This window comes from Coprococcus sp. AM11-30B (assembly GCF_027674365.1).
In the GTDB taxonomy this organism is placed as follows: Bacteria; Bacillota; Clostridia; order Lachnospirales; family Lachnospiraceae; genus Allocoprococcus; species Allocoprococcus comes.
Genome location: NZ_JAQDVB010000005.1, coordinates 154779 through 180931, shown reverse-complemented (window position 1 = coordinate 180931; position 26153 = coordinate 154779). Strand labels below are relative to the sequence as shown.

General features: G+C 43.5%; 19 protein-coding genes, 1 pseudogene and 1 other annotated feature. Of the genes and pseudogenes, 19 read left to right on the top strand and 1 reads right to left on the bottom strand.

What is annotated here, in order from left to right:
• Positions 1–301: 301 nt before the first annotated feature.
• The 17 genes and pseudogenes from PGU50_RS04650 to PGU50_RS18110 form a co-directional block, all read left to right on the top strand.
• Entirely contained in the window at positions 302–2191 is a 1890-nt protein-coding gene (locus PGU50_RS04650; protein WP_270246225.1) for a L,D-transpeptidase family protein, read from the top strand.
• Positions 2192–2213: 22 nt separating this feature from the next.
• Positions 2214–3347: a tRNA guanosine(34) transglycosylase Tgt gene (gene tgt / locus PGU50_RS04645; protein ID WP_270246224.1), complete on the top strand. Its 1134-nt coding sequence runs from the start codon at positions 2214–2216 to the stop codon at positions 3345–3347.
• An 86-nt stretch (positions 3348–3433) separates the two neighbouring features.
• Positions 3434–3712, top strand: coding sequence for a preprotein translocase subunit YajC (gene yajC / locus PGU50_RS04640; RefSeq protein ID WP_008374927.1), 279 nt, complete (start codon positions 3434–3436; stop codon positions 3710–3712).
• Between the two features lie 130 nt (positions 3713–3842).
• Complete coding sequence (malQ, locus tag PGU50_RS04635) at positions 3843–5387, top strand: 4-alpha-glucanotransferase (RefSeq protein ID WP_270246222.1); 1545 nt, start codon at positions 3843–3845, stop codon at positions 5385–5387.
• A gap of 1 nt (position 5388) precedes the next feature.
• Positions 5389–6435 carry a LacI family DNA-binding transcriptional regulator gene (locus PGU50_RS04630; protein ID WP_118198398.1) on the top strand — a complete coding sequence of 349 codons (1047 nt, stop codon included), beginning with the start codon at positions 5389–5391 and terminating at the stop codon, positions 6433–6435.
• Positions 6420–8678: a glycogen/starch/alpha-glucan phosphorylase gene (locus tag PGU50_RS04625; protein WP_055155652.1), complete on the top strand. Its 2259-nt coding sequence runs from the start codon at positions 6420–6422 to the stop codon at positions 8676–8678. The genes PGU50_RS04630 and PGU50_RS04625 overlap by 16 nt, the downstream gene beginning before the upstream one ends.
• Positions 8679–8910: 232 nt before the next feature.
• Entirely contained in the window at positions 8911–10227 is a 1317-nt protein-coding gene (locus PGU50_RS04620; protein WP_270246221.1) for a Na+/H+ antiporter NhaC family protein, read from the top strand.
• A 141-nt stretch (positions 10228–10368) separates the two neighbouring features.
• Complete coding sequence (gene leuB, locus PGU50_RS04615; protein ID WP_055297292.1) at positions 10369–11454, top strand: 3-isopropylmalate dehydrogenase; 1086 nt, start codon at positions 10369–10371, stop codon at positions 11452–11454.
• 103 nt (positions 11455–11557) lie between these two features.
• On the top strand, positions 11558–13228 hold the full coding sequence (gene ilvD, locus PGU50_RS04610) for a dihydroxy-acid dehydratase (RefSeq protein ID WP_008374941.1): 1671 nt from the start codon (positions 11558–11560) through the stop codon (positions 13226–13228).
• Between the two features lie 28 nt (positions 13229–13256).
• A complete protein-coding gene (gene ilvB, locus PGU50_RS04605) occupies positions 13257–14948 on the top strand; it encodes a biosynthetic-type acetolactate synthase large subunit (RefSeq protein ID WP_117556166.1) in 1692 nt (563 codons plus the stop codon).
• Positions 14949–14996: 48 nt separating this feature from the next.
• Positions 14997–16079: a 3-phosphoserine/phosphohydroxythreonine transaminase gene (gene serC / locus PGU50_RS04600; RefSeq protein WP_270246219.1), complete on the top strand. Its 1083-nt coding sequence runs from the start codon at positions 14997–14999 to the stop codon at positions 16077–16079.
• A 1-nt stretch (position 16080) separates the two neighbouring features.
• The gene (locus PGU50_RS04595) at positions 16081–17241 is read left to right on the top strand and encodes a phosphoglycerate dehydrogenase (protein ID WP_008374946.1); all 1161 of its coding nucleotides are present in this window, start codon (positions 16081–16083) and stop codon (positions 17239–17241) included.
• A 200-nt stretch (positions 17242–17441) separates the two neighbouring features.
• Positions 17442–18467 (top strand): type I glyceraldehyde-3-phosphate dehydrogenase, encoded by a 1026-nt coding sequence (gene gap / locus PGU50_RS04590; protein WP_270246218.1) that lies wholly within the window; start codon positions 17442–17444, stop codon positions 18465–18467.
• Positions 18468–18746: 279 nt separating this feature from the next.
• Positions 18747–19616 (top strand): shikimate dehydrogenase, encoded by an 870-nt coding sequence (locus PGU50_RS04585; protein WP_270246217.1) that lies wholly within the window; start codon positions 18747–18749, stop codon positions 19614–19616.
• A gap of 78 nt (positions 19617–19694) precedes the next feature.
• Positions 19695–19965, top strand: a binding site (T-box leader).
• 195 nt (positions 19966–20160) lie between these two features.
• On the top strand, positions 20161–21174 hold the full coding sequence (aroF, locus tag PGU50_RS04580) for a 3-deoxy-7-phosphoheptulonate synthase (RefSeq protein ID WP_008374949.1): 1014 nt from the start codon (positions 20161–20163) through the stop codon (positions 21172–21174).
• A 28-nt stretch (positions 21175–21202) separates the two neighbouring features.
• Positions 21203–22261, top strand: coding sequence for a 3-dehydroquinate synthase (aroB, locus tag PGU50_RS04575; RefSeq protein ID WP_270246215.1), 1059 nt, complete (start codon positions 21203–21205; stop codon positions 22259–22261).
• Between the two features lie 216 nt (positions 22262–22477).
• A pseudogene (locus tag PGU50_RS18110) lies at positions 22478–22573 on the top strand (toxin-antitoxin system HicB family antitoxin); the annotation flags it as partial.
• A 259-nt stretch (positions 22574–22832) separates the two neighbouring features.
• Here PGU50_RS18110 and PGU50_RS04565 read toward each other — a convergent pair.
• On the bottom strand, positions 22833–24005 hold the full coding sequence (locus PGU50_RS04565; protein ID WP_008374954.1) for a ribose-phosphate pyrophosphokinase: 1173 nt from the start codon (positions 24003–24005) through the stop codon (positions 22833–22835).
• 172 nt (positions 24006–24177) lie between these two features.
• Between PGU50_RS04565 and der the strand changes: the two genes are divergently transcribed.
• On the top strand, positions 24178–25506 hold the full coding sequence (der, locus tag PGU50_RS04560) for a ribosome biogenesis GTPase Der (protein ID WP_118198390.1): 1329 nt from the start codon (positions 24178–24180) through the stop codon (positions 25504–25506).
• A 1-nt stretch (position 25507) separates the two neighbouring features.
• Positions 25508–26152 carry a glycerol-3-phosphate 1-O-acyltransferase PlsY gene (gene plsY, locus PGU50_RS04555; protein ID WP_270246214.1) on the top strand — a complete coding sequence of 215 codons (645 nt, stop codon included), beginning with the start codon at positions 25508–25510 and terminating at the stop codon, positions 26150–26152.
• The last annotated feature ends 1 nt before the right edge of the window (position 26153 follow it).

Here is a 26153-nt window from a genome sequence, read left to right as displayed (position 1 = left end):
CTTAATTATCCACTAATATTTTCAGACCAGCACTGGTGTGGTGGTCTTATTTTGATACCAAGTTTTCAACCTGTATAAAATTTTCAATGTTCTTCAATTTAGCCTTGACTTTTTATTTGCAGGCTATTTGTCATCACAACGCAAATCATTCATTTCCCCAAAATCACCTCATTATTATAATAGAAGATTCCCATCCCAACAAGTGATAAAAATATGAAAGTTAAAGTTATGTATTGTATTTACACGCTCCTTCGTATTATAATGACTACATATTGAGTGAAAAAGGAAGTCAATAGTATAAATGAGTGAAAAGAGTATGAATGAAAAAAACGAAAGAAATCTTGACGGCACAGTAGATGAAATCATGGAAGAGATCAGAGAGCAGACTGTAAGTGAGGTGAAGGACATCAATGAAAAAGAACAGAAAAGCGAAGAAAGACCGCGGAAAAAGAAAGTCACTAAAACAAAACGTCCTTCAGGCCATCACGTATCTGGTGATGGTGTGGATCATAAAGCAGCCTCAGACAAAGATCGACCGGTTAAGAAAAAGGCTCCGCGCCGGAAAAAGAAAGTAGTTCGTGAAGAGACCGGGCTTCTGGATCTGGAAGGAGCAGAAGAATGGCGGGATGAAGAAGAGACAGCAGTACCACCGGTTATTAAAAGTGCAGATATTTTAAGCAGTGGAGATGCAGAAGCATTCAATCCGGATGAGGAAGAAATTTTTGATGATTCTTTCTTTGATGAAGAAGAGGAAAAGCCGCATAGAAGAACTAAACGGGAGAAAAAGCAAGGCTCAAAAAAGTCCGGTAAAGTGGTTAAAATTGTAGTTGGCGCTGTGGTTGGAGTGGCAGCGGTTGTTTACCTTGGATTTTCCGTATATTTCATGAATCATTTCTATTTTAATACGAAGATCAACGGTGTGAACTTCTCCGGAAAATCAGTTTCGGCAGTAGAGTCATACATGAAGAGTCAGGTAGATGGATATGTTCTCACGATGAAGGAATCAGACGGAACAGAAGAGAAGATTGCCGGAACAGATATTTCTCTTGCGTACAAAGCAGGAGATGAACTGCAGAAGCTCGTAAAAGAGCAGAATGCATTTCTGTGGCCGGTCTGCCTTGGAAAGACACAGACAATTACGGCATCAGTCGGTGTTACATATGACGAAAACCAGCTGGATACCCTGATTAACGGTCTCGAGTGTATGCAGGCAGATCAGCAGGTTGAACCGGTAAATGCACATCCGGAGTATGACGGCAATTCGTATGTAGTCAAAGCTGAGGAGACAGGAAGTAAGATTGATACCGAGAACTTCAAAAAGGTAGTGAAAGAATCAATCGAAGGTTTCAAAAGCGAGATTGACATGACCGCTGAAGACTGCTATGTAGAACCAAAATACACAAGCGAGTCAGAAGAAGTGAAGAAAGCATGTGACGATATGAATAAGTATCTGAAGGCAAGTATCACTTATACCTTTGGTTCGAATACAGAAGTTGTAGATAAAGATCTGATTTCCCAGTGGGTAACGGTAGATGATAACATGGCAGTTACCTTTAACAGTGATGCAGTCGTGAAATATGTACAGCAGCTGGAGAGTAAGTATGACACTTGCCAGACAAAGAGAACATTTACAACCGGAGGCGGCAACAGTGCAACGGTTGAAGGTGGAGACTATGGATGGATCATTGATGAAGCTGCCGAGATTGCAGCCCTTGAAGCGAATATCCGCAACGGAGAGACTGTGACGAGAGAGGCAAATTATTCACAGACTGCAGCAAGTCATGACGGAGCAGACTGGGGGAATACTTATGTTGAAGTCGATCTGACAAACCAGTATCTGTATCTTTTTGTAAATGGTGCAATTGTGACACAGGGACCAATTGTTACCGGTAAGCCAAGCAGAGGAGATGCTACACCGCAGGGAGTGTATATTCTGAAATACAAAGAAAAAGATACAACCCTTCGTGGACCAAAGAAGGAAGACGGAAGTTACGAATGGGAATCACCGGTTACTTACTGGATGCCGTTTAACGGTGGAATCGGACTGCACGATGCACCGTGGCAGACGAATTTTGGTGGGGACTGGTACCTGGAACATGGGTCACGCGGATGTGTCAACTTGCAGTATGCTGTTGCAGAGACGGTGTTCAACAATGTAGATTCCGGAACACCGGTTGTATGTCATTACTAAATTTATGAGAGAGGTTATTTTTATGTATGAACTGATAAAAAGGGACGGTCGCGCCAAGCGCGGCCGCTTCCATACCGTACACGGAGTGATCGAGACTCCTGTATTTATGAATGTAGGAACAATTGCAGCGATCAAAGGGGCTGTTTCTACCGCAGATCTTGAAGAAATCGGAACACAGGTGGAACTGTCTAATACTTATCATTTGCATGTGCGTCCGGGAGATCAGGTAGTGAAAAAGCTTGGCGGATTGCACAAATTTATGACCTGGGACAAGCCGATCCTTACTGATTCCGGTGGATTCCAGGTGTTTTCTCTTGCCGGACTCAGAAAGATTAAGGAAGAGGGTGTATACTTCAATTCCCATATTGACGGAAGAAAGATTTTTATGGGACCGGAAGAGAGTATGCAGATTCAGTCGAATCTGGCGTCTACGATCGCGATGGCATTTGATGAATGTCCGTCCAGTGTAGCGGAAAGGAAATATATGCAGGCATCGGTAGAGCGTACAACGAGATGGCTCGCAAGATGTAAAGAAGAGATGGCAAGACTCAATTCTCTTGATGATACGATCAACAAACATCAGATGCTTTTCGGAATCAATCAGGGGGGTGTCTATGAAGATATCCGTATTGAGCATGCACAGCAGATTGCAGAGATGGATCTGGATGGATACGCAGTCGGCGGACTCGCAGTTGGTGAGACACATGAAGAGATGTACCGGATCCTGGATGCAGTAGTTCCTTGTCTTCCGGTTGCCAAACCGACTTATCTGATGGGAGTCGGAACGCCGGCGAATATTCTGGAAGCGGTAGACAGAGGTGTGGATTTCTTTGACTGCGTATATCCAAGCCGTAACGGAAGACATGGTCATGTTTATACAAAGCATGGTAAGTTGAATCTGTTCAATGCAAAATTCGAACTGGATGAACGCCCGATCGAAGAAGGCTGTCAGTGCCCGGCCTGCCGCCGTTATTCAAGAGCTTATATCCGGCATCTGCTGAAAGCAAAAGAGATGCTTGGAATGCGGCTTTGCGTTCTCCACAATTTATATTATTATAATCATCTTATGGAAGATATCAGAGGAGCGATCGAAGAGGGAAGATATGCTCAGTTTAAGAAAGAGACACTGGCAAAAATGGAAGAAAAAGAAGATTAGGATAAAAAAATTCTAAAATGTCTTGATGAATGTCCTATTATTGTGTATGATGGTAACAGTGTCTATTTTAGCAGGAGGAAAGAAAAATGAATAATCCAATCGTACTTATTTTATTTTACGTTGTAATTATCGGAGGATTCTGGTGGTTACTGATGAGACCACAGAAAAAGGAACAGAAGAGAGTACAGCTTATGTTATCTGAACTGGCTGTAGGAGATACTGTTCTTACAACAAGCGGTTTTTATGGAGTTGTTATTGATATTACAGATGAAGACGTAATCGTTGAATTCGGAAGCAACAAGAACTGCCGTATCCCGATGCAGAAGTCTGCGATCATGCAGGTTGAAAAGCCGGAGAACAACTAAATCAATTTTTTTAAAAAAGTTGAAAAAAAGCATTGCATTTTATGTGCAATGCTTTTATAATACAATTATTGGAAACGTTACCGATACCGATACCGAAACCGTTACCGTAGAAAGATGTGAGGTGCATATTATGAGAACAAGCGGTGTATTACTGCCGGTGGCAAGTCTGCCATCAAAATATGGAATAGGTGCTTTTTCGAAAGAAGCATACGAGTTTGTAGATACACTTGAGAAGGCAGGTCAGAGCTACTGGCAGATCCTTCCGTTAGGTCCGACAGGGTATGGAGATTCGCCGTATCAGTCTTTCTCAACTTTTGCAGGAAATCCGTATTTTATAGACCTGGAAAAGCTGATAAAAAAGGGCTGGATTACAAAAGATGAATGTAAGGCATATGACTTTGGTGATAATGCGGGATATGTGGATTATGAAAAGATTTACAACTGCAGGTATGAGATCTTAAGAAAAGCATATGAAAGAAGCCGGATCGCAGATGATGCAGATTTTCAGAAGTTCTGTAAGAAGAATAAAGAATGGCTGGATGATTATGCGCTTTATACGGAGATCAAAGCTGCGAATGGTGGGAAAAGCTGGAGCGAATGGGAAGATGAATATCGTCTGAGAGATGAGCTTGCGCTGGAAAAATTCGCCAAAGAGAATCAGGAAGGGATCCTGTTCCAGAAGTTTATGCAGTATGAATTCGCAACACAGTGGAGTGCACTGAAAGCATATGCGAATGAAAAAGGGATTGAGATCATTGGTGATATCCCGATTTATGTAGCATTTGACAGCGCAGACAGCTGGTCGCATCCGGAACTGTTCCAGTTTGATGAGAACGGACTTCCGACTGGTGTTGCAGGGTGTCCGCCAGATGCATTTAGTGCAACCGGACAGCTTTGGGGCAATCCGCTTTATAAGTGGGAATATCATAAGGAGACCGGATATGCATGGTGGATGAAGAGAATCCGTCATTGTGTAGAACTTTATGACGTGATCCGAATTGATCATTTCCGTGGATTCGATGAATATTATTCCATTCCATACGGAGATCTGACAGCGGAATTCGGACATTGGGAAAAAGGACCGGGAATGGATATTTTCCGGACGGTAAAAGAGTCTCTGGGTGATGTGAAAATTATTGCAGAGGATCTTGGATTCCTGACAGACAGTGTGATCCGGATGGTGGAAGAGTCCGGATATCCGGGAATGAAAGTTCTGGAGTTTGCATTTGATTCCAGAGAGCCTAGCAATTATCTGCCGCACAATTATGATAAGAACTGCGTAGTATACACAGGAACCCATGACAATGAAACACTGGCAGGATGGTACAGAGAATTAAAAAAAGAAGATAAGAAGTTTGCGCTTCGCTATATGGGAAGAAAGAAACTCAGTATCAATGAAGCAGTATGGGAAATCATCCGTCTTGCGCAGTCGAGCGTGGCGGATACCTGTATCATTCCGATTCAGGATTATCTCTGCCTCGGTAATGAAGCGAGGATCAATCATCCGTCAACCCTTGGCGGTAATTGGATCTGGAGACTTCATAGGGATGAGATCTCAAAAAAACTTGTGAAAAAGATCCGCAGGATGACAGAACTTTATTGCAGGATTCCGGAGAAGACAGAGATGCTCCTTAAGGCTGAAGATGCAGAGGACTTAGGAGAAGAAAAGAAATAAAATGGGAATGACGATTAAAGATATTGCGAAGAAGTGCGGGGTCGGAGTCAGCACCGTGTCCCGTGCGCTGAACAATCATCCGGATATCAATCCTGAGACCAAAAAGATGATTTTAAAGACGGTTGAAGAATCAAATTTTGTGCCGAATAACAGTGCGAGGAATCTGAAACGGACCGATTCGAAATCCATTGCGATTCTGGTAAAGGAGATTGATAATCCATTTTTCGCGACGATGATGCGGGTAATGGAAAAAAAGATCCGCAGACAGAAATATTCCTTTTTTATCCAGCATATGGGAAAGGATCAGGATGAGGTCGATACCGCACTGGAGCTGATCAAAGAAAAAAAGCTCAGAGGGATTATTTTCCTGGGTGGGGATTTCAGGAAGAACAAAGAGCGGATTGCAAAGATAAAGGTTCCGTTTGTTGTAAGTACGGCAGCATTTGATAAACTGCCGGAGAAATGTATCGCATCCTATGTATCAATTGACGACCGTGCGGAAAGCCGTAAGATCGTAGATCATCTGTGCGAGACCGGACATAAAAAGATTGCAATCCTTGCCTCGGATAAGAAAGATGAGAACATCGGAAAACTCAGACTGGAAGGTTACAGGGAAGCACTAAAGGCACATGGCCTGGAAGCGGATGAGGAAAGAATCTGTTATCTGGATGAAGAAGATACCACTTATTCGATGGAAAACGGATATCGGATGATGAAAAAACTGTTGAAAAAAGAAACAGAATTTACCGCAGTATTTGCAATTTCCGATCTGATGGTGATTGGTGCATGCAAGGCGCTTCTGGAAGAGGGAAAAAGGATTCCGGAAGATGTGGCGGTTGCAGGATTTGACGGACTTGACTATACCGGATTTTATCAGCCGGCGATCACTACGATGGCGCAGCCGGTCGAAGAGATCGCGAGACAGTCTGTCGGGATTCTGTTTGACATGATAGAAACAAAGAAAAGCCAGGAAGGAAAATATCTTCCGGCAACACTGAAAGAAAGAGAATCAACTACAGGAGGTAGAAGAACATGGAAGCAAGACTGACAGAGATTTTACAGGAGAAATTCCAGACAGGACTTGAACAGGCAACGAATGAACAGGTATATTATGCGCTGCTTACACTGACAAAGGAACGGATCAAAGAAGGACCGAAGAACGAAGGAAAGAGAAAACTCTATTATATTTCCGCAGAATTCCTGATCGGAAAGCTTTTATCCAACAACCTGATCAACCTTGGAATTTATGATGAGACAGCAGAGGTGCTGAAAAAGCATGGGAAAAATCTTGCAGAGATCGAAGAAGTTGAACCGGAACCGTCTCTTGGAAATGGTGGACTTGGACGATTGGCAGCCTGCTTCCTGGATTCCATTGCAACACTCGGACTTCCGGGAGACGGAATCGGGCTGAACTATCATATGGGTCTGTTCAAACAGGTATTTACCGACCACAAACAGGATGAACAGAAGAATCCGTGGATTGAAAAAGACAGCTGGCTCAATGATACCGGTATTTCATTTGAAGTCCCGTTCAAGGATTTCAGTCTTCGTTCCCATCTGTATGATATTGATGTAACCGGATACGAAGGCGGAAGCAACAAACTTCATCTTTTTGATGTAGAGACGGTAAATGATGCAATCGTTGGAAACGGAATCAATTTTGATAAGAACGATATCCGTGAGAACCTGACGCTGTTCCTCTATCCGGATGACAGCGACAAGGCAGGAAATCTGCTCCGTATTTATCAGCAGTATTTTATGGTTTCCAATGCAGCACAGTATATCATCCGCGAGTGTGAAGAAAAGGGATATGATCTCAGAAAGCTTCATGAGCATGTGGCGATCCAGATCAACGATACACATCCTTCTATGGTTATTCCGGAGCTGATCCGTCTTCTTGTTCAGAAACAGATCGACTTCAATGAGGCGATTGAGATCGTACAGAAGACCTGCGCATATACCAATCACACCATCCTCGCAGAAGCACTGGAAAAATGGCCGGTTGATTATCTGGAGCAGGTTGCACCACAGATCGTTCCGATCATCCGTGATCTGGATGCAAGAATTAAGGGAAGATATAAAGATCCGAGAGTCCATATTATCGATGACCAGAATCGTGTACACATGGCTCATATGGACATCCATTATGGATACAGTGTCAACGGAGTTGCTTATCTTCATACAGAGATCCTGAAAAATGAAGAGCTGAAACCGTTCTACGACATTTACCCACAGAAATTCAACAACAAGACTAATGGTATTACGTTCAGAAGATGGCTGCTGCACTGCAACCATGAACTGACTGCATGGCTGGATGAGAAGATCGGACCGGATTACCGAAAAGATGCAACAAAGCTTGAAAAACTGCTTGATTATGTAAATGATGAGGAAACCTTAAAGAGTCTTCTTGTGGTAAAACAGAAAAAGAAAGAGGATCTGGCAGCTTACTTAAAAGAAACACAGGGACTGGAAATCAATCCAAATTCAATTTTTGATATTCAGGTAAAACGTCTGCATGAATACAAGCGTCAGCAGATGAATGCGTTATATGTGATCTATAAATATCTGGAGATCAAGAGCGGAAAGAAACCGGAGACTCCGATCACGGTAATCTTTGGAGCCAAGGCTGCACCGGCTTATATTATTGCAAAGGATATCATTCATCTGATCCTCTGCCTGCAGGAGCTGATTGATAACGATCCGGAAGTTGCACCGTATCTGAAAGTGGTTATGGTAGAAAACTACAACGTGACACTGGCAGAAAAGCTGATCCCGTCCTGTGATATTTCTGAACAGATTTCTCTTGCATCCAAAGAAGCAAGTGGAACAGGTAACATGAAATTCATGCTGAACGGGGCTGTGACAATGGGAACAGAAGATGGAGCCAACGTAGAAATCCATCAGTTTGTAGGGGATGAAAATATCTACATCTTCGGAGAATCCAGTGAACAGGTTATTGAGCATTACCGCAAGATGGATTATAATGCAGTTGATTACTATATCAATGATGAAGAGATCCGCAGACTGGTAGACTTTATCATCAGCCCGGAACTTCTCCGTATCGGAGATAAATACCTGCTTCTTGAACTGCATGCAGAACTGATTCGTAAAGACTGGTTCATGACACTTCTTGATGTGAAAGATTATATCCAGAAGAAAGAACAGGCTTACGCAGATTATGAAGACCGCATGGCATGGGCAAAGAAGATGGTTGTGAATATCGCAAAAGCAGGATATTTCTCATCTGACAGAACCATTGCTGAATACAACAGAGATATCTGGCATCTGTAAAATGTATATGTAAAAAACAGAAGTCTGTCCTGAAAAAACAGAGACAGACTTCTGTTTTTTGTGCAAAAGTGTATTTTTATACGGTTTCTGCGGGAACTTCCTGTATTTCCCTTATTGCGGGAAAAGAGAAGGATATGCTATGATAAGGAGAAGTATTGCTGTCTGTTTTCCGGATATGGAAAAGTTTTTGGGAAGATCCGGGAAGCAATAGAAGCAGATGAGAGGTGAATATATGGAAAAAAGAAGAAAAAGTGCAGCACTTTTGCCGGTCGGTGTATTTCTGATATTTTATCTGGGACTGGGTATTTTATTTGAATACATAATGAAAATTCCAATGGGGTTTTATAATGTACCGATCGTAGTGGCGTTTCTGGCGGCACTCCTGGTCGCGTGTCTGCAGAACAGAAAGGTTGGCTTTGATGAGAAGCTGGAGATTATGGGACGGGGAATTGGAGATAAGAATATTATCACAATGCTGCTGATTTTCCTGACGGCGGGAACTTTTGTGGGAGTGGTTGGAAGAAGCAGTGCAGAGAGTGTGGCGTATTTTATGCTATCGATCATCCCGGCACGGTTTGCGGTTGCCGTTCTGTTTGTGGTTGCATGTTTTGTTTCAACAGCAATGGGAACTTCGGTTGGGACGATCACCCTTCTGACTCCGATTGCGGCGGCAGTTTCGCAGACGTCCGGTTTTTCCCTGGCGCTTTGCGTGGCATCGGTGATGGGAGGCTCCATGTTCGGGGACAATCTTTCTTTCATATCAGATACAACAATTGCTGCCTGCAACGGGCAGGGATGTGAGATGAAAGATAAATTCCGGGAAAATTTCTGGATCGCACTTCCGGCGGCGATCGTATCGCTGGTTCTGATCCTGATCAGCTCTTTCCGGGCAGAGATCGGAACGGCAGTTACGCACGAATACAATCTGACGCAGATCATTCCGTATGTGCTGGTGCTGGTCGGCGGGATCGCCGGGTTCAATGTCTTCCTGGTACTTCTGACAGGAATTGTGTCCGGCGCGGTGATCATGCTCGCAATGGGGCAGGTAACACCGTATGAAATGCTTGCTGCCATGGGATCTGGTGTGTCCGGGATGTTTGAAACCTGTATGGTGGCAGTGCTGGTTGCTGCAATGTGTGCGCTGATCCGGGAAAATGGTGGCTTTGATGTATTGCTGGATGTGATTCACCGTGTTTTTAAGGGACCGAAAAGTGGTCAGCTGGGTGTTGGTATTTTGGTAGCGCTCCTGGATGTGGCAACAGCGAACAATACCGTAGCAATAGTGATGGCCAATCCAATTGCAAAGGAAATGGCAGACGATTATCAGATCACACCGAGAAAGACGGCATCCCTTCTGGATACTTTTTCCTGTATTTCACAGGGAGTGATTCCGTATGGCGCGCAGATGCTGGTGGCAATTTCGGCAGTGCATGAGCTTGGCAGTGAGATTTCTGCATTTCAGATCATTCCGAAGCTTTTTTATCCGGGAATGCTGTTTGTCAGTTCGCTGATCTTCATTTTTGTGATTCCACAGAAAACGGAAAAATAAAACAGAGTTCGCTCTGATTTTTATACTTTTACAGATTAAAGGGTTGAAACCTGACAAAAAATACGGTATTATAGTGTTTAACAGATTTTTGGAACGAAAAATGGTACAAAAATCACAGATACATAGAAGGGAATGACAAAGATGAGCCTGAAAATCGGAGTAATTAAAGGTGACGGAATCGGTCCGGAGATTGTAACGGAAGCGATGAAAGTTCTTGATAAAGCAGGAGAGGTATACGGATTTGACTGTTCTTATGAACAGCTGCTTCTTGGGGGCGCATCCATTGATGTACATGGAGTCCCGCTTACAGATGAGACGGTAGCAAAAGCAAAAGCATGTGATGCCGTACTGATGGGATCCATTGGAGGAGATGCAAAGACTTCCCCGTGGTATAAGCTGGAACCGTCAAAGAGACCGGAGGCCGGTCTTCTGAAGATCAGAAAAGAACTGAACCTGTTCGCAAATCTGCGTCCGGCGGTTTTGTATAATGAACTGAAGGGTGCATGTCCTCTGAAAGAAGAGATTACAGAAGGCGGATTTGATCTGATGATCATGCGTGAACTGACAGGCGGTCTTTATTTTGGAGAGAGGAAGACAGAAGAAGTGGATGGTGTGATGACTGCATTCGATTCACTTACCTATAATGAGGATGAGATCCGCAGGATTGCGATCCGCGCGTTTGACATTGCAATGAAGAGAAGAAAGAAAGTGACAAGCGTCGATAAGGCGAATGTACTGGATTCTTCAAGACTCTGGAGAAAAGTAGTAGAAGAAGTTGCGAAAGATTATCCGGAAGTTACACTGGAGCATATGCTGGTTGACAACTGTGCAATGCAGCTTGTAAGAGATCCGAAGCAGTTTGATGTCATTCTTACAGAGAATATGTTTGGAGACATCCTTTCTGATGAAGCAAGCATGGTAACCGGTTCGATCGGAATGCTGGCAAGTGCAAGTCTGAATGAAACCAGGTTCGGACTGTATGAACCAAGTGGCGGTTCGGCACCGGATATAGCAGGACAGGGAATTGCAAACCCGATAGCAACAATTCTTTCAGCAGCAATGATGCTTCGTTTCAGCCTGGATCAGGATAAAGCAGCAGATGCGATTGAAGCAGCAGTTTCCCAGGTGTTAAAAGATGGATACAGAACCGGGGATATTATGTCAGACGGATGTACAAAGGTTGGAACAGCCCGGATGGGAGATCTGATCTGCGAAAGAATTCGATAGTCAAGGATTGGGAAAGATACAGTTCCGTACTGCTATGGGGAAAGAGAAGCAGGACGGAACTGTAATAGAATGGAGCCAAAAGTTACAGGAGGATTATAAAATCATGAGAAGTGATAATGTAAAAACAGGTATGCAGCAGGCGCCGCACAGATCATTGTTCAATGCGCTTGGTCTTACAAAAGAAGAACTGGAGAGACCGCTTGTCGGAATCGTATGTTCTTATAACGAAATCGTTCCGGGACATATGAACCTGGATAAAATTGCAAATGCAGTAAAGATGGGGGTTGCCATGGCAGGTGGAACACCGATCATGTTTCCGGCAATCGCAGTCTGTGACGGTATTGCAATGGGACACATCGGTATGAAGTATTCTCTGGTAACGAGAGATCTGATCGCAGATTCGACAGAAGCAATGGCAATGGCGCATCAGTTTGACGCCCTTGTTATGATCCCGAACTGTGATAAAAATGTACCTGGGCTTTTGATGGCAGCAGCCCGTATCAATGTACCTACAGTGTTCGTCAGTGGCGGACCAATGCTTGCAGGACATGTAAAAGGACAGAAGAGAAGTCTTTCCAGCATGTTCGAGGCAGTTGGATCCTACGCAGCAGGAACAATGGACGAATGTGATGTATGTGAATTTGAAAATAAAGTATGTCCTACCTGTGGATCCTGCTCTGGAATGTATACAGCTAACAGTATGAACTGTCTGACGGAAGTACTTGGTATGGGACTTCAGGGGAATGGAACAATTCCGGCTGTATATTCAGAAAGAATCCGTCTTGCAAAACATGCAGGTATGCAGGTAATGGAAATGTACAGAAGAAATATCCGTCCGAGAGACATTATGACAAAAGAAGCCATCTTAAATGCTCTGACTGTTGATATGGCACTTGGATGCTCAACCAACAGTATGCTTCACCTTCCGGCGATCGCACATGAGATCGGTATGGATTTTGAAATTGATTTTGCAAACGGAATCAGCGAAAAGACTCCGAACCTCTGTCACCTTGCACCGGCAGGTCCTACATATATGGAAGACTTGAATGAAGCAGGTGGTGTATATGCAGTTATGAACGAGCTGAATAAGAAAGGCCTTCTGTACACAGACTGCATGACAGTAACCGGAAAGACAGTTGGAGAAAATATCGCAGGATGCGAAAATAAAAATCCGGAAGTAATCCGTCCGATCGACAATCCATACAGCCAGACTGGTGGACTTGCAGTCCTCAAAGGTAATATCGCACCGGATGGCAGTGTTGTAAAACGTTCTGCAGTTGTACCGGAAATGCTGGTACATGAAGGACCTGCAAGAGTATTTGAATGTGAAGATGATGCGATCAAGGCAATTAAAGGCGGAGATATCCATCCGGGAGATGTTGTAGTGATCCGTTACGTCGGACCAAAGGGTGGTCCTGGTATGCCGGAGATGCTGAATCCGACTTCTGCAATCGCAGGTATGGGACTTGGTTCATCGGTAGCACTTATTACAGACGGTCGTTTCAGCGGTGCATCCCGTGGAGCTTCTATCGGACACGTATCACCGGAAGCAGCAGTCGGCGGACCGGTAGCACTGATCGAGGAAGGCGATATCATCGAGATCGATATCCCGAACCTGAAATTAAATGCAAGAATTTCAGATGAAGAACTTGCAAGAAGAAAAGAAAAATGGCAGCCAAGAGAACCGGAAGTTACAACAGGATATCTTGCAAGATATGCAGCAATGGTAACTTCAGGAAACCGTGGAGCAGTTCTGGAAGTTCCACACAAATAAAATAAAATCTGGACAAGGGGAATGTACAATGCAATTAAATGGTGCAGAGATACTGATAGAGTGTTTAAAAGAGCAGGGCGTGGATACCGTATTCGGATATCCGGGTGGCGCAATTTTAAATGTATATGATGAATTATATAAGCATAGTAATGAAATCAGACATATCCTTACATCGCATGAGCAGGGAGCTTCTCATGCGGCGGACGGATATGCGCGTGCCACTGGTAAAGTTGGGGTGTGTTTTGCGACCAGTGGACCTGGAGCAACAAATCTCGTAACAGGAATCGCGACCGCATTTATGGATTCTATTCCGATTGTTGCGATCACCTGTAATGTAGGGGTACCGCTTCTTGGAAAAGACAGTTTCCAGGAAATTGACATTACCGGTATTACGATGCCGATCACAAAGTATAATTTTATTGTGAAGAATGTCAATGATCTTGCAAGGACGATCCGCAAGGCGTTTGAGATCGCACAGTCCGGAAGACCGGGACCGGTGCTGATCGATATCCCGAAAGATGTGACAGGCAATAAAGCAGAGTATGAGCCTGTCAAAATCCAGCCAATCGTAAAATACAAAAAAGAAATCTGTATGGAAGATATTGACAAGGCAGTAGAGATGATCGAAGAAGCAAAGCGTCCGTTCGTATTCGTCGGAGGTGGAGCTATATTATCTGATGCAAGTGAAGAACTCCGTGCATTCGTAGACAAGGTACAGTGTCCGGTATGTGATTCCCTGATGGGAAAAGGTGCATTTCCGGGAACTGATGAACTTTATACAGGAATGCTTGGTATGCATGGTACCAAGACATCGAACTTTGGAGTCAGTGAATGTGATCTTCTGATCGTAGTCGGTGCAAGATTCTCCGACCGTGTCACAGGTAATCCAAATAAATTTGCAAGTAATGCAAAGATTCTCCAGTTTGATATTGATGTGGCAGAGATGAACAAGAATGTCATCATCGATGAAGGTGTGGTTGGAGATATCAAGGAAGTGCTTGCGGCAGTTAATGAAAAACTGCCACAGCAGGAACACACCGAATGGATTAAAAAGATCCAGGAATATAAAGCGAAATACCCGCTTACCTATCATCCGGAAAGTCTGACTGGTCCGTATGTGATCGAAGAGATTTACAAACAGACAGAAGGTGATGCGATCATCGTCACAGAGGTTGGACAGCATCAGATGTGGGCAGCGCAGTATTATAAATTCACAAAACCGAGAACACTGCTTACGTCAGGTGGCCTTGGAACCATGGGATACGGTCTTGGAGCCGCAATCGGAGCCAAGATGGGCAGACCGGAGAAGACGGTAGTCAATATCGCCGGAGACGGATGTTTCCGTATGAATATGAATGAAGTTGCAACAGCGGCGCGTTATAACATTCCGATCATCCAGGTTGTAGTGAACAACCATGTGCTTGGTATGGTAAGACAGTGGCAGAATCTGTTTTACGGACAGCGCTATTCAGCAACTGTTCTGAATGATGCAGTAGATTTTGTGAAACTCGCAGAAGCGATGGGGGCGAAAGCGGTAAGAGCTACGACCAGAGAAGAATTCGCAGATGCATTTAAGTTTGCTTTAAATGCAGGCGGTCCGGTGGTGATTGACTGCCAGATTGACAGCGATGACAAGGTATGGCCGATGGTTGCTCCGGGTGCTCCGATCAGTGAAGTTTTTGACGAGAAGGATCTGCAGGAAAAACAGCAGACAAACTAGAAAAACATATGCAGCGACAGATACGTAGAGCAGGAATGGAGGAGTAATATGAAACGAGTTTACAATTTTTCAGCAGGACCGGCAGTACTGCCGGAAGAAGTTTTACGAGAAGCAGCAAATGAGATGCTGGATTACAAAGGATGTGGAATGTCCGTTATGGAGATGAGTCATCGCTCGAAAGCTTTTGCTGAAATCATTGAAACCGCTGAACAGGATCTTCGTGATTTGATGGGAATCCCGGATAATTACAAAGTACTGTTCCTTCAGGGTGGCGCAAGCCAGCAGTTTGCAATGATTCCAATGAATCTGATGAAGAACAAAGTAGCGGATTATATTGTTACCGGGCAGTGGGCCAAAAAGGCAGCTGCTGAAGCATCCAAATATGGGAAGGTGAATAAGATCGCATCGTCCGAGGATAAAACCTTTTCGTACATTCCTGACTGTTCGGATCTGCCGGTTGATGAAGATGCAGATTATGTATATATCTGCGAAAATAATACAATTTACGGAACCAAATTCAAGGAACTTCCGAACACGAAAGGCAAGACACTGGTAGCGGATGTATCATCCTGTTTCCTGTCCGAGCCTGTAGATGTGACAAAATATGGTCTCATCTATGGTGGAGTCCAGAAGAATGTCGGACCAGCGGGTGTTGTTATCGCGATCATCCGCGAAGATCTGATTACGGAGGATGTACTTTCGGGAACACCGACCATGCTTACATACAAGACACATGCAGACGCAGGTTCTCTTTACAATACACCGCCGGCATATGGAATTTATATCTGCGGTAAGGTATTTAAATGGCTGAAAAAGATGGGCGGACTGGAAGTTATGAAAGAACGCAACGAAAAGAAAGCCAAACTGCTCTATGACTACCTGGATCAGGGCAAACTGTTCAAAGGTACGGTAGAAAAGAAAGACCGTTCTCTTATGAATGTACCATTTGTGACAGGCAGTGACGAGCTGGATGCCAAATTTGTAAAAGAGGCAAAAGAAGCAGGTCTTGAGAACCTGAAAGGACACCGTACTGTTGGTGGTATGCGTGCAAGTATTTATAACGCAATGCCATACGAAGGCGTGGAAGCCCTGGTTGCATTTATGAAGAAGTTTGAGGAGGAGAATCTGTAATATGTATAAATATTTTTGCTTAAATCCGATTTCTCCTGTTGGACTAGAGAAATTCAGTGATGACTATGTACCTGCCGGTGAGATGGCAGGAGCAGATGCGGTACTTGTAAGAAGTGCCGGAATGCATGAACTGGAATTTGATAAAGATTTAAAAGCGATTGCCCGTGCCGGAGCCGGTGTAAATAATATTCCACTGGACAAATGTGCGGAGCAGGGAATCGTTGTATTTAATACACCAGGGGCAAATGCCAATGGTGTAAAAGAGCTGGTGATCGCCGGTATGCTGCTTGCATCCAGAGATATCCTTGGAGGTATCAACTGGGTACAGGAGAACGAAGAGGATGGCAATATTGCCAAAGATGCAGAAAAAGCGAAAAAAGCATTTGCAGGCTGTGAGATCCAGGGAAAGAAGCTTGGCGTGATCGGCCTTGGTGCAATCGGTGTCTTGGTTGCCAATGCGGCTACACATCTCGGGATGGAAGTGTATGGTTATGATCCATATGTTTCTGTAGATTCCGCATGGAGACTTTCAAGAAGCATCCATCACACTAAGAATGTAGATGAGATCTACAAGGAGTGCGATTATATCACAATCCATGTACCGGCACTGGAAGATACCAAGGGTATGATCAATAAGAATGCCATCAGTCTGATGAAAGAGGGCGTTGTGATCCTGAACTTTGCAAGAGATGTACTGGTGAACAGCGAAGACATTGTGGATGCACTTGTTGGAGGAAAAGTCGGACGCTATGTAACTGACTTCCCGACACCGGAGATCGCAGGAGTAAAGCATGCGATTGTCATTCCGCATCTGGGAGCGTCAACTGCTGAATCAGAAGATAATTGTGCAAAGATGGCAGTAGAAGAGCTGAAAGATTTCCTGGAAAATGGAAATATCCGTAATTCTGTCAATTTCCCGGCATGCGATATGGGGGTAAGGGATAAAACAAGAATTACGATTCTACACAGAAATATTCCGAATATGATCGGTCAGTTTACTGCGCTTCTGGCAAAGGATAATGTCAATATCGATGATATGACGAATAAGAGCCGTGGCAGCTATGCATATACGATGATCGATGTGGATAATGATGTGGCAGAAGACGTGGTAAAAGGTCTGGAAATGATCGAGGGTGTTCTGAAAGTCAGAGTAATTGCATAAAAAGTGACAGAGGGTGCGTTTGAAAAAGCGCATCCTTTTTTGTTAAAAAAATGGGAATCCTGTTAAATGATTAATTACTGCCATTTCGGTAGCATTTCAAAAAAAAGTGTGTTACACTCGCAATAGATTGTGGCGGACTGTTATTGCAAGGGAAAAGATACAAAGAGTATCAATATGTCATATACAGGGAGGTATTTAATATGGCAATAACAATCGGCATAAACGGATTTGGACGTATTGGGAGAGTTGCATTCCGCATTGCCATCAATCAGCCGGAAAAATTTAAAATTTGTGGGATCAATGTGAGAAACGCAGATCTGGATTATATGATTTATATGATCCGTTACGATTCGATCTTTGGACGTTTCCAGGGAAATTTGGAAAAATATGAGGATGGAATTGTTGTAAATGGTGAGAAGATCCGAGTGTATTCAGAAAATAATGCTGCTGACATTCCGTGGGGAGAGTGTGGAGCAGAATACATTATAGATGCGACAGGTGCTTACTGTACGACAGAAAAAGCAATGGCGCATATCCAGAGTGGAGCAAAGAAAGTGATCATCTCTGCACCGGCTAAAGATCAGGACACACCGACATTTGTAATGGGAGTGAATCATGAACTTTATCAGTCGTCTATGCAGATCGTTTCAAATGCATCTTGCACAACAAACTGTCTTGCACCGATCTGTAAGGTATTGGAGGATAATTATGGAATAGAGTATGGTCTGATGTCTACTATCCATTCAGCTACAGCAAAACAGAAGGTAGTTGACTGCCGTTCGCTGAAAGACTGGCGTACAGGTCGTGCTGTATTCGGAAATCTGATTCCATCTTCAACAGGAGCTGCAAAGGCAATCTCACTTGTTATTCCGGCGTTAAAGGACCGCATGAATGGAATTTCTTATCGTGTACCGACTTCAGATGTATCCATTGTGGATCTGAATGTCGCTTTGAAGACAGAAACCACTTATGAAGATATCTGCAAGAAAATGAAAGAAGCTTCCGAAACAACTCTTAAGGAGATTCTGGATTATGTGGATGATGAAGTTGTTTCTTCCGATTTTATCGGAGATAATCACGCATCCTCTTTTGATGCAAGGGAAGGAATCCAGGTAAACGGTCATTTTTTCAAACTGATCAGTTTTTATGATAATGAATGGGGATATACCAGTCAGATCTTCCGCCTGATTTCGCATATGTACCAGGTGGACCATGGTGTAAAATAAAACAGATTGTAAATGAAAAAGTAAAACGTATATCAGCAGTAACAGTCAGAAGCCATGAAAGAAAGAGTATCACGTGAACAAGAAGAAACGTGATACTCTTTTTGTTACATAGGAACATTCATTCTTATTTGGTATTCAAAATTTTTCAAAATGCTTTTTCAAAGGCAGGAAAATATCGTCTTTTTTATAACGATGCTTGCGTATTTTGAAAAATATGGTATGATAAAGGACAAAAGTAGCACTTTACAGTGTGAAAATGTAACGCAGGAGGAAAAGATAATGGCATACGAGATTACAGGACATACAGTCCTTACCGGATTACTGGGGAGTCCGGTAGCACACAGCATTTCCCCAATGATGCATAACGAGGCATTTCGCCAGCTGGAGCTGGATTACGCATATTTGGCATTTGATGTTGGAACAGATAACTTAAAGACAGCGGTAGATGGCCTGAAAGTCATGGGAGTCAGAGGATTCAACCTGACTATGCCTGACAAGAATCTGATGTGTTCACTGGTTGACAAACTTTCACCGGCATCTGAGATCGGTGGGGCGGTCAACACTGTTGTGAATGATAACGGTGTCCTGACAGGCTATACGACAGACGGAATTGGATTCATGCGTGCAGTCAGTGAGACAGGCGTTGATATCATTGGCAAGAAGATGACACTTCTTGGAGCGGGTGGAGCAGCAGCAGCGATTCTGATCCAGGCAGCACTTGACAAAGTGGCAGAGATTTCGGTATTCAACATCCGTGATGAATTCTTCACACGCGCGGAGAAGACAATCGAGAAACTTCATGAGAAGACAGACTGTAAGATCAACCTCTATGACTTCTCTGATCCGGAAGTCCTCAAAAAGGAGATCACAGAAAGTGCCATTCTGGTAAACGGAACGTCTATCGGTATGGCACCGAAGACAGACAGATGTATCATCACAGATGACAGTGTGTTCAGAAAAGATCTGTTTGTATTTGATGTAATCTACAATCCGGAAGAGACGTTATTTCTGAAGAAAGCAAAAGCAGCAGGATGCCAGACGCTGAATGGTCTGAACATGCTGTTATATCAGGGTGCTGCATCATTTGAGCTCTGGACAGGAAAAGAAATGCCGGTTGATATTATCAAAGAAAAATATTTCTCGCGTTAATTTACTAAAAATGATTGACAAAGCCTATTGATTCGTGTAACATAGGCTATAGATTTTAAAAATTACATATTCTACTATCAAAATACAATGAAAAGAAGTAGTAAATATAATAAGACGTCACAGAGAGTCCTTTATCGGTGGAAGAAGGATACCGAAGATTATATTGAATTCCTCTTGGAGTAGGATACTGAATGCATTCTTTTGAAGAATTGTTAATAGGTATTTCCGGTAGCAGCCGTTATCTGCAAGGGTATAACCGTTATGAACGACGTACCTGACGAGGCAGTTGTCGTGAGACAATTGTAAAATGAGGTGGAACCACGAAGTATATAATACTCTCGTCCTCTGTTTTTGCAGAAGACGGGGGTTTTTTTATTTACGCGAGCAACGAGCCAAAGTCCGTGCTTGCACGAAAACTTGGCGACTGCCGCGATAATTTGAGAAACTTGCGGAGCGTGTTTCGCATAGTTTAACAGAAATTCCGAAGGAACTTCTAAAAGACATGTTCGATGATTAGTAGAGAGAAAAGAAAGGGAAAAAGATTATGATTATCGTATTAAAACCAAGAACAAGTGATGAAAACGTAAAACGAGTTGAGAATATGGTCCGTGCAAAGGGACTGGAAGTACATACTGTAAAAGGTGAGGATCTTACAATTATCGGCTGTATCGGCGATACGGTCCGTGTGGATCCAAAGCTTTTCGAAGTAGACTCTTCTGTTGAGAAGGTTATGCATGTACAGGAACCTTATAAACTTGTAAACCGTGCATTCCATCCGGACGATACCATCGTAGATGTATCTGGTGTCAAAGTTGGTGGCGGACATCTGGCACTGATCGCCGGACCTTGTTCTGTAGAGTCAGAAGAGCAGGTGATCGAGATCGCAAAGGCTGTTAAGGCATCTGGTGCAAATATGCTCCGTGGTGGTGCATTCAAGCCGAGAACAAGCCCATATTCATTCCAGGGACTTGGCCTTGAAGGTCTGGAAATCTTATGTGCAGCAAGAGAAGAGACAGGGCTTCCGATCGTAACAGAACTGATGTCACCGGAATATCTGGAAATCTTCGATGAAAAGGTAGACCTGATCCAGATCGGTGCACGTAACATGCAAAACTATGACCTGTTAAAACAGCTCGGACAGACAAAGAGACCGATCCTTTTGAAGAGAGGACTTAATGCAACTTACGAAGAATGGATGATGTCAGCAGAATACATTATGGCATCCGGAAATCCAAATGTTATCCTCTGCGAAAGAGGAATCCGTACCTTCGAGACTTATACCAGAAATACACTGGATCTTCAGTCTATTCCGGTAGTAAGAAAACTCAGCCATCTTCCGGTAGTTGTGGACCCGAGCCACGCAGGAGGAAAATGGTGGCTGGTTGATCCGATGGCAAAAGCATCAGTTGCAGCAGGAGCGGACGGGCTGATCATCGAAGTACATAACAGTCCGGAAACGGCACTTTGTGACGGAGCACAGTCGCTGAAACCGGAAAAATATGATACACTGTTAAAAGAGATTACCGGAATCGCAAAAGCAGTCGGTAAAGAAATGTAAAAAACAGCAGCCTGGGAGGAACAAAACGATGAAAATGACGGTAGATTTAAAGGAACACAGCTATCCGATTTATATTGAAAGAGGAATTTTGAAAGAAGCAGCAGAAAGAATAGCAGAAGTATATCGGGGATCAAAGATCATGATCATTTCCGATGACAGAGTTTATTCTTATTACGGAGAAGCGCTTAAGAAAAATCTTTCTGAAAAATATGAGTGTACGGAAACCGTGATTCCACATGGAGAACCGTCAAAAGCATTCGAAACCCTTCCGGGTGTATACAGCTCTCTTCTGGAAGCAAAGATTTCCAGAACAGACTTGATCGTTGCACTTGGCGGTGGAGTGGTAGGAGACCTTGCCGGATTTGTGGCAGCGACCTTTCTTAGAGGAATCAAGTTCGTACAGATTCCAACTTCCATTCTTGCACAGGTAGATTCTTCTGTTGGTGGAAAAGTTGCAGTCGATCTTCCGCAGGGGAAGAACCTGGTAGGTGCCTTTTACCAGCCGAAGATGGTACTGATCGATCCGGATGTACTGGAAACCCTGCCGGAGCGTTACGTGACGGACGGCATGGGGGAAGTTATCAAATACGGATGCATCAAGGATCGCAAGCTCTTTGATCTTCTGGAGAAATGCGGATCCTATGAGAATTTGAAAGAGCATTTAACCGATGTGATCGCAACCTGTGTCGATATCAAACGCCGTGTTGTAGAAGAAGACGAGTTTGATACCGGAGAGAGGATTCTCCTGAACTTCGGACATACCCTTGCCCATACCATTGAGCAGCACTTCCGCTATGAAAGAGAAAGCCACGGTGAAGCTGTAGCCATCGGAATGTACCAGATCACAAAGATCGCTGAAGAGAAAGGACTCACCAAAAAAGGCGAAGCCGAGCACATCCGAAAAGTCCTGGAAGCTTATAAACTTCCGGTAAAAGCCGATGTCCCACTCCCACAGCTTACCGAAGCAATCAAGCTGGATAAAAAAACACTGAATAATAAATTAAAAGTCGTCCTTCTCCATGAAATCGGAGATTCCTATACATACCCGACCGGACAGGAATTCTTTGATGGGGACAGGACAGTATAAGTAAATACGATAAATAAGAATGCCGTAAAACCATGAAAGATATTGGTTTACGGCATTTTAGTTAATTTCTGCGCATATGCCATAATTCTTTTTTTTATGTCATCATTTTTATTGATTTCCACCAGAAGATTGTATAATTCTGGAGATTCGATTCGGGAAACGATAATGTAGTCTGTATCCATACAGTCTGAAAGTCCATATAAAAAATCAATATTACAATGTCTAGCAGAACACTCTCAAAAAGAAGGAATTAGTATGAATCAATACTGTATATATCTTCTTACAAAAAATGATGCAGTATTTTCAAAATAATATGATATAAAAAAGAGCTTCTTGTTTGCCAGAAAAGTAAAAATATACTAACAAACAGCCGCAAGAGAACCATAAAACAGGACAGATTCCATTTTTGTGCAATGGAGATGAGACTCAAAAATCGTGGAAGCCATTGCTGAACACGATTTTCGCTTTCAGAGGCTCATCGGAATGGTTTGCACAAAGGAAGCTGTCCTGCTTTATGGTTCTTTTGCGGCGTCTGTTCGCTAATATATCCTTACTTTCCCGCCAACAAAATTTATCTCATGTTTCTCTTCGCAAGCAAATCATGAATCTTATCCGTCGGATTCATAACCGCACTAATAGATGTAGAATGATTCATCGAATCAATGATCAGTGCAAGGAACTTACTCATATCTGCTTCAATGAAATACGGTTTATCATGAAGCTGTGGAGGCAGATAGGTCAGATTGGTTGTGATCAGTCTGTCCAGATATCCCTTTTCATAATATTCATCGAACTTGTCAAGGCCTTCTGTAAAGAGACCAAAAGTAGTACATACAAATACACGCTCAGCTCCGCGGTCTTTTAACTGTCTGGTAACATCCAGCATACTTTCACCGGAAGAAATCATATCATCAATGATGATAACGGTCTTTCCATGTACATCGTCACCTAAGAATTCATGTGCAACGATCGGATTTTTACCATTTACGATGGTAGAATAATCACGGCGTTTGTAGAACATACCCATATCAACCCCGAGTACGTTGGAGAAGTATACGGCTCTCTGCATTGCACCTTCATCCGGGCTGATGATCATCAGATGGTCTTTGTCTGCTTTCAGATCCGGTTCTGCTTTAAACAGAGCTTTGATGAACTGATACAGAGGGTTGAAGCTGTCGAAACCGTTGAGTGGGATCGCATTCTGTACACGCGGATCATGTGCGTCAAATGTCAGAATGTTAGATACACCCATTGCGGTTAATTCTTCCAGAGCCATTGCACAGTCCAGAGATTCACGTTTGGTTCTCTTGTGCTGGCGGCTTTCGTAAAGGAATGGCATAATTACATTTACACGGTGTGCCTTCCCTGTAGAAGCGGAGATGATACGCTTCAGATCCTGATAGTGATCATCCGGTGACATGTGATTGATATGTCCGTTTACTGTGTATGTCAGGCTGTAGTTGCAGACATCCACCATAATAAAGAGATCTTTTCCGCGGATACTTTCGCCAAACATTCCCTTTGCTTCCCCCGAACCAAAACGTGGGCAACTGTTCTTTGCAAGATAAGAATCTGCTTCATAAGATGAATAGATTGCAGGATCCAGAAAGTCATGCAGAGAATTTTTGCGGAACGATACGATGTACTGATCCACTTTTTCTGCCAGATCCTTGCAACTTTCCAGAGCAGCAATTTTAAGTGGTGCTGTCGGAAGAGCTTTTTCCATAAGTTCGATATTTGTCATGAGTGCCTCCTTATAATAAGCGTTTTACGCGCTTTTTATCTAATCTTACCTATCCTTTATACCATTATTTAAAAGCAATGACAAGAAAGAGGCGTTAAAAAATTGCATTTTTTGAAGAAATCTAGTATGATATAGAAGCAGAATTCCGAATAAATATCAGGAGGAAGAAAATATGAGTAAACCAGTTGTTGCCATTGTAGGGCGGCCGAACGTTGGAAAGTCGACGCTTTTTAATGCACTGGCAGGAGAAAAGATAGCAATCGTTAAAGATACGCCGGGTGTTACCCGCGACAGAATTTATGCAGAAGTGAATTGGCTCGATAAAGAATTTACGTTGATCGATACCGGTGGAATCGAGCCGGACAGCCGTGATGTGATCCTCTCCCAGATGAGAGAGCAGGCACAGATCGCCATTGACACTGCAGATGTGATCCTGTTTATGACAGATGTAAAGCAGGGACTTGTAGATTCCGATTCAAAAGTGGCAGATATGCTCCGCCGCTCCCACAAGCCAGTCATCCTTGTTGTCAATAAAGTGGACAATTTTAACAAGATGATGCCGGATGTGTATGAATTTTATAATCTGGGAATCGGAGATCCGGTTCCGATCTCAGCATCGGAACGAATTGGAATTGGAGATATGCTGGATAAGGTTCTGGCATATTTTCCGGAAGGGGCAGGCCAGGAAGAGGAAGATGACCGTCCGAGAGTTGCGATCGTTGGGAAACCGAACGTCGGGAAGTCTTCGATCATCAACCGTCTGATCGGAAAAGACCGTGTGATCGTATCCGATATTGCCGGAACTACAAGAGATGCCATTGACACAGAAGTAATGCACAATGGAAAAGAGTATGTATTCATTGATACAGCAGGACTTCGCCGTAAGAATAAGATCAAAGAGGAACTGGAGCGCTACAGTATTATCCGTACAGTTACGGCAGTAGAAAGAGCGGATGTGGTCCTGGTTGTGATCGATGCGGCAGAAGGAGTAACCGAGCAGGATGCCAAGATCGCAGGAATCGCACATGAGCGTGGAAAAGGTGTCATCATCGTTGTAAATAAATGGGATGCCATTGAAAAGAACGATAAGACCACGAGGGAATATGAGCATCAGATCAGGATGGTGCTGTCTTTCCTGCCTTACGCAGAGATCATGTATGTGTCTGCACTGACAGGCCAGAGACTTCCGAAGCTCTTTGACATGATCGACACCGTTATTGAGAACCAGACACTCCGTGTGGCTACGGGTGTCCTTAACGAGATCATGACCGAAGCTGTTGCAATGCAGCAGCCGCCGTCAGATAAGGGAAAACGGCTGAAACTTTACTATATTACCCAGGTAGCGGTCAAACCGCCGACATTTGTCATCTTTGTAAATGATAAAGAACTGATGCATTTCTCTTATACGAGATATCTGGAGAATAAGATCCGTGAAGCGTTTGGCTTCCGTGGAACGTCTCTTAAATTCTTTATCAGGGAGAGAAAGGAGAAGGACAAATAAGATGGAACGTCTTGTATGTTTGCTGATCGGCTATATATTTGGTCTGTTTCAGACCGGCTATTTCTATGGAAAAACTCAGGGGGTAGATATCCGCAAGATGGGAAGCGGAAATGCAGGTTCTACCAATGCACTTCGCACCATGGGAATCAAAGCCGGAATGATCACCCTGCTAGGTGACTGCTTCAAATGCGTGATCGCAGTTCTGGTGGTCCGCGGAATTTACGGACAGTCTCACGCAGATATTTTACCGCTCCTTTCGCTGTATACAGGTTTTGGGGCAGTGCTTGGACATAATTTTCCATTCTATCTGAAGTTCAAGGGCGGAAAGGGAATTGCAGTTACGGCAGGTATGATCTTATCTACAGATATTCGGATTGCGGCAGTATGTCTGATTGTGTTTATCGTAATTGTTGCCGTGACACGTTATGTATCACTGGGATCGCTGGTGATTTCCGTACTGTTCCTTGTCGGACTTGTCATTGACGGACAGATGGGAATGTTTGGAATGGCGCAGAAGTATCTGTTTGAAATGTATGGAATCGGAGCGCTTTTTGTTCTCTCTGCATTTATCCGCCACCATGCGAATATCGGACGTCTGAGAAATGGTACAGAGAGCAAGATCAGTTTTTCAAAAAAGAAAAAATAAG

What these genes read in the sequence shown, in the direction of transcription:
- PGU50_RS04620 (WP_270246221.1), top strand. Translation starts at nt 8,911, where the DNA reads ATGGAAAAAAGAAGAAAAAGTGCAGCACTTTTGCCGGTCGGTGTATTT.
- aroF (WP_008374949.1), top strand. Translation starts at nt 20,161, where the DNA reads ATGATTATCGTATTAAAACCAAGAACAAGTGATGAAAACGTAAAACGA.
- gap (WP_270246218.1), top strand. Translation starts at nt 17,442, where the DNA reads ATGGCAATAACAATCGGCATAAACGGATTTGGACGTATTGGGAGAGTT.
- der (WP_118198390.1), top strand. Translation starts at nt 24,178, where the DNA reads ATGAGTAAACCAGTTGTTGCCATTGTAGGGCGGCCGAACGTTGGAAAG.
- tgt (WP_270246224.1), top strand. Translation starts at nt 2,214, where the DNA reads ATGTATGAACTGATAAAAAGGGACGGTCGCGCCAAGCGCGGCCGCTTC.
- PGU50_RS04585 (WP_270246217.1), top strand. Translation starts at nt 18,747, where the DNA reads ATGGCATACGAGATTACAGGACATACAGTCCTTACCGGATTACTGGGG.
- PGU50_RS04595 (WP_008374946.1), top strand. Translation starts at nt 16,081, where the DNA reads ATGTATAAATATTTTTGCTTAAATCCGATTTCTCCTGTTGGACTAGAG.
- yajC (WP_008374927.1), top strand. Translation starts at nt 3,434, where the DNA reads ATGAATAATCCAATCGTACTTATTTTATTTTACGTTGTAATTATCGGA.
- malQ (WP_270246222.1), top strand. Translation starts at nt 3,843, where the DNA reads ATGAGAACAAGCGGTGTATTACTGCCGGTGGCAAGTCTGCCATCAAAA.
- PGU50_RS04565 (WP_008374954.1), bottom strand. Translation starts at nt 24,005, where the DNA reads ATGACAAATATCGAACTTATGGAAAAAGCTCTTCCGACAGCACCACTT.
- serC (WP_270246219.1), top strand. Translation starts at nt 14,997, where the DNA reads ATGAAACGAGTTTACAATTTTTCAGCAGGACCGGCAGTACTGCCGGAA.
- ilvD (WP_008374941.1), top strand. Translation starts at nt 11,558, where the DNA reads ATGAGAAGTGATAATGTAAAAACAGGTATGCAGCAGGCGCCGCACAGA.
- PGU50_RS04625 (WP_055155652.1), top strand. Translation starts at nt 6,420, where the DNA reads ATGGAAGCAAGACTGACAGAGATTTTACAGGAGAAATTCCAGACAGGA.
- aroB (WP_270246215.1), top strand. Translation starts at nt 21,203, where the DNA reads ATGAAAATGACGGTAGATTTAAAGGAACACAGCTATCCGATTTATATT.
- ilvB (WP_117556166.1), top strand. Translation starts at nt 13,257, where the DNA reads ATGCAATTAAATGGTGCAGAGATACTGATAGAGTGTTTAAAAGAGCAG.
- leuB (WP_055297292.1), top strand. Translation starts at nt 10,369, where the DNA reads ATGAGCCTGAAAATCGGAGTAATTAAAGGTGACGGAATCGGTCCGGAG.
- plsY (WP_270246214.1), top strand. Translation starts at nt 25,508, where the DNA reads ATGGAACGTCTTGTATGTTTGCTGATCGGCTATATATTTGGTCTGTTT.
- PGU50_RS04630 (WP_118198398.1), top strand. Translation starts at nt 5,389, where the DNA reads ATGGGAATGACGATTAAAGATATTGCGAAGAAGTGCGGGGTCGGAGTC.
- PGU50_RS04650 (WP_270246225.1), top strand. Translation starts at nt 302, where the DNA reads ATGAGTGAAAAGAGTATGAATGAAAAAAACGAAAGAAATCTTGACGGC.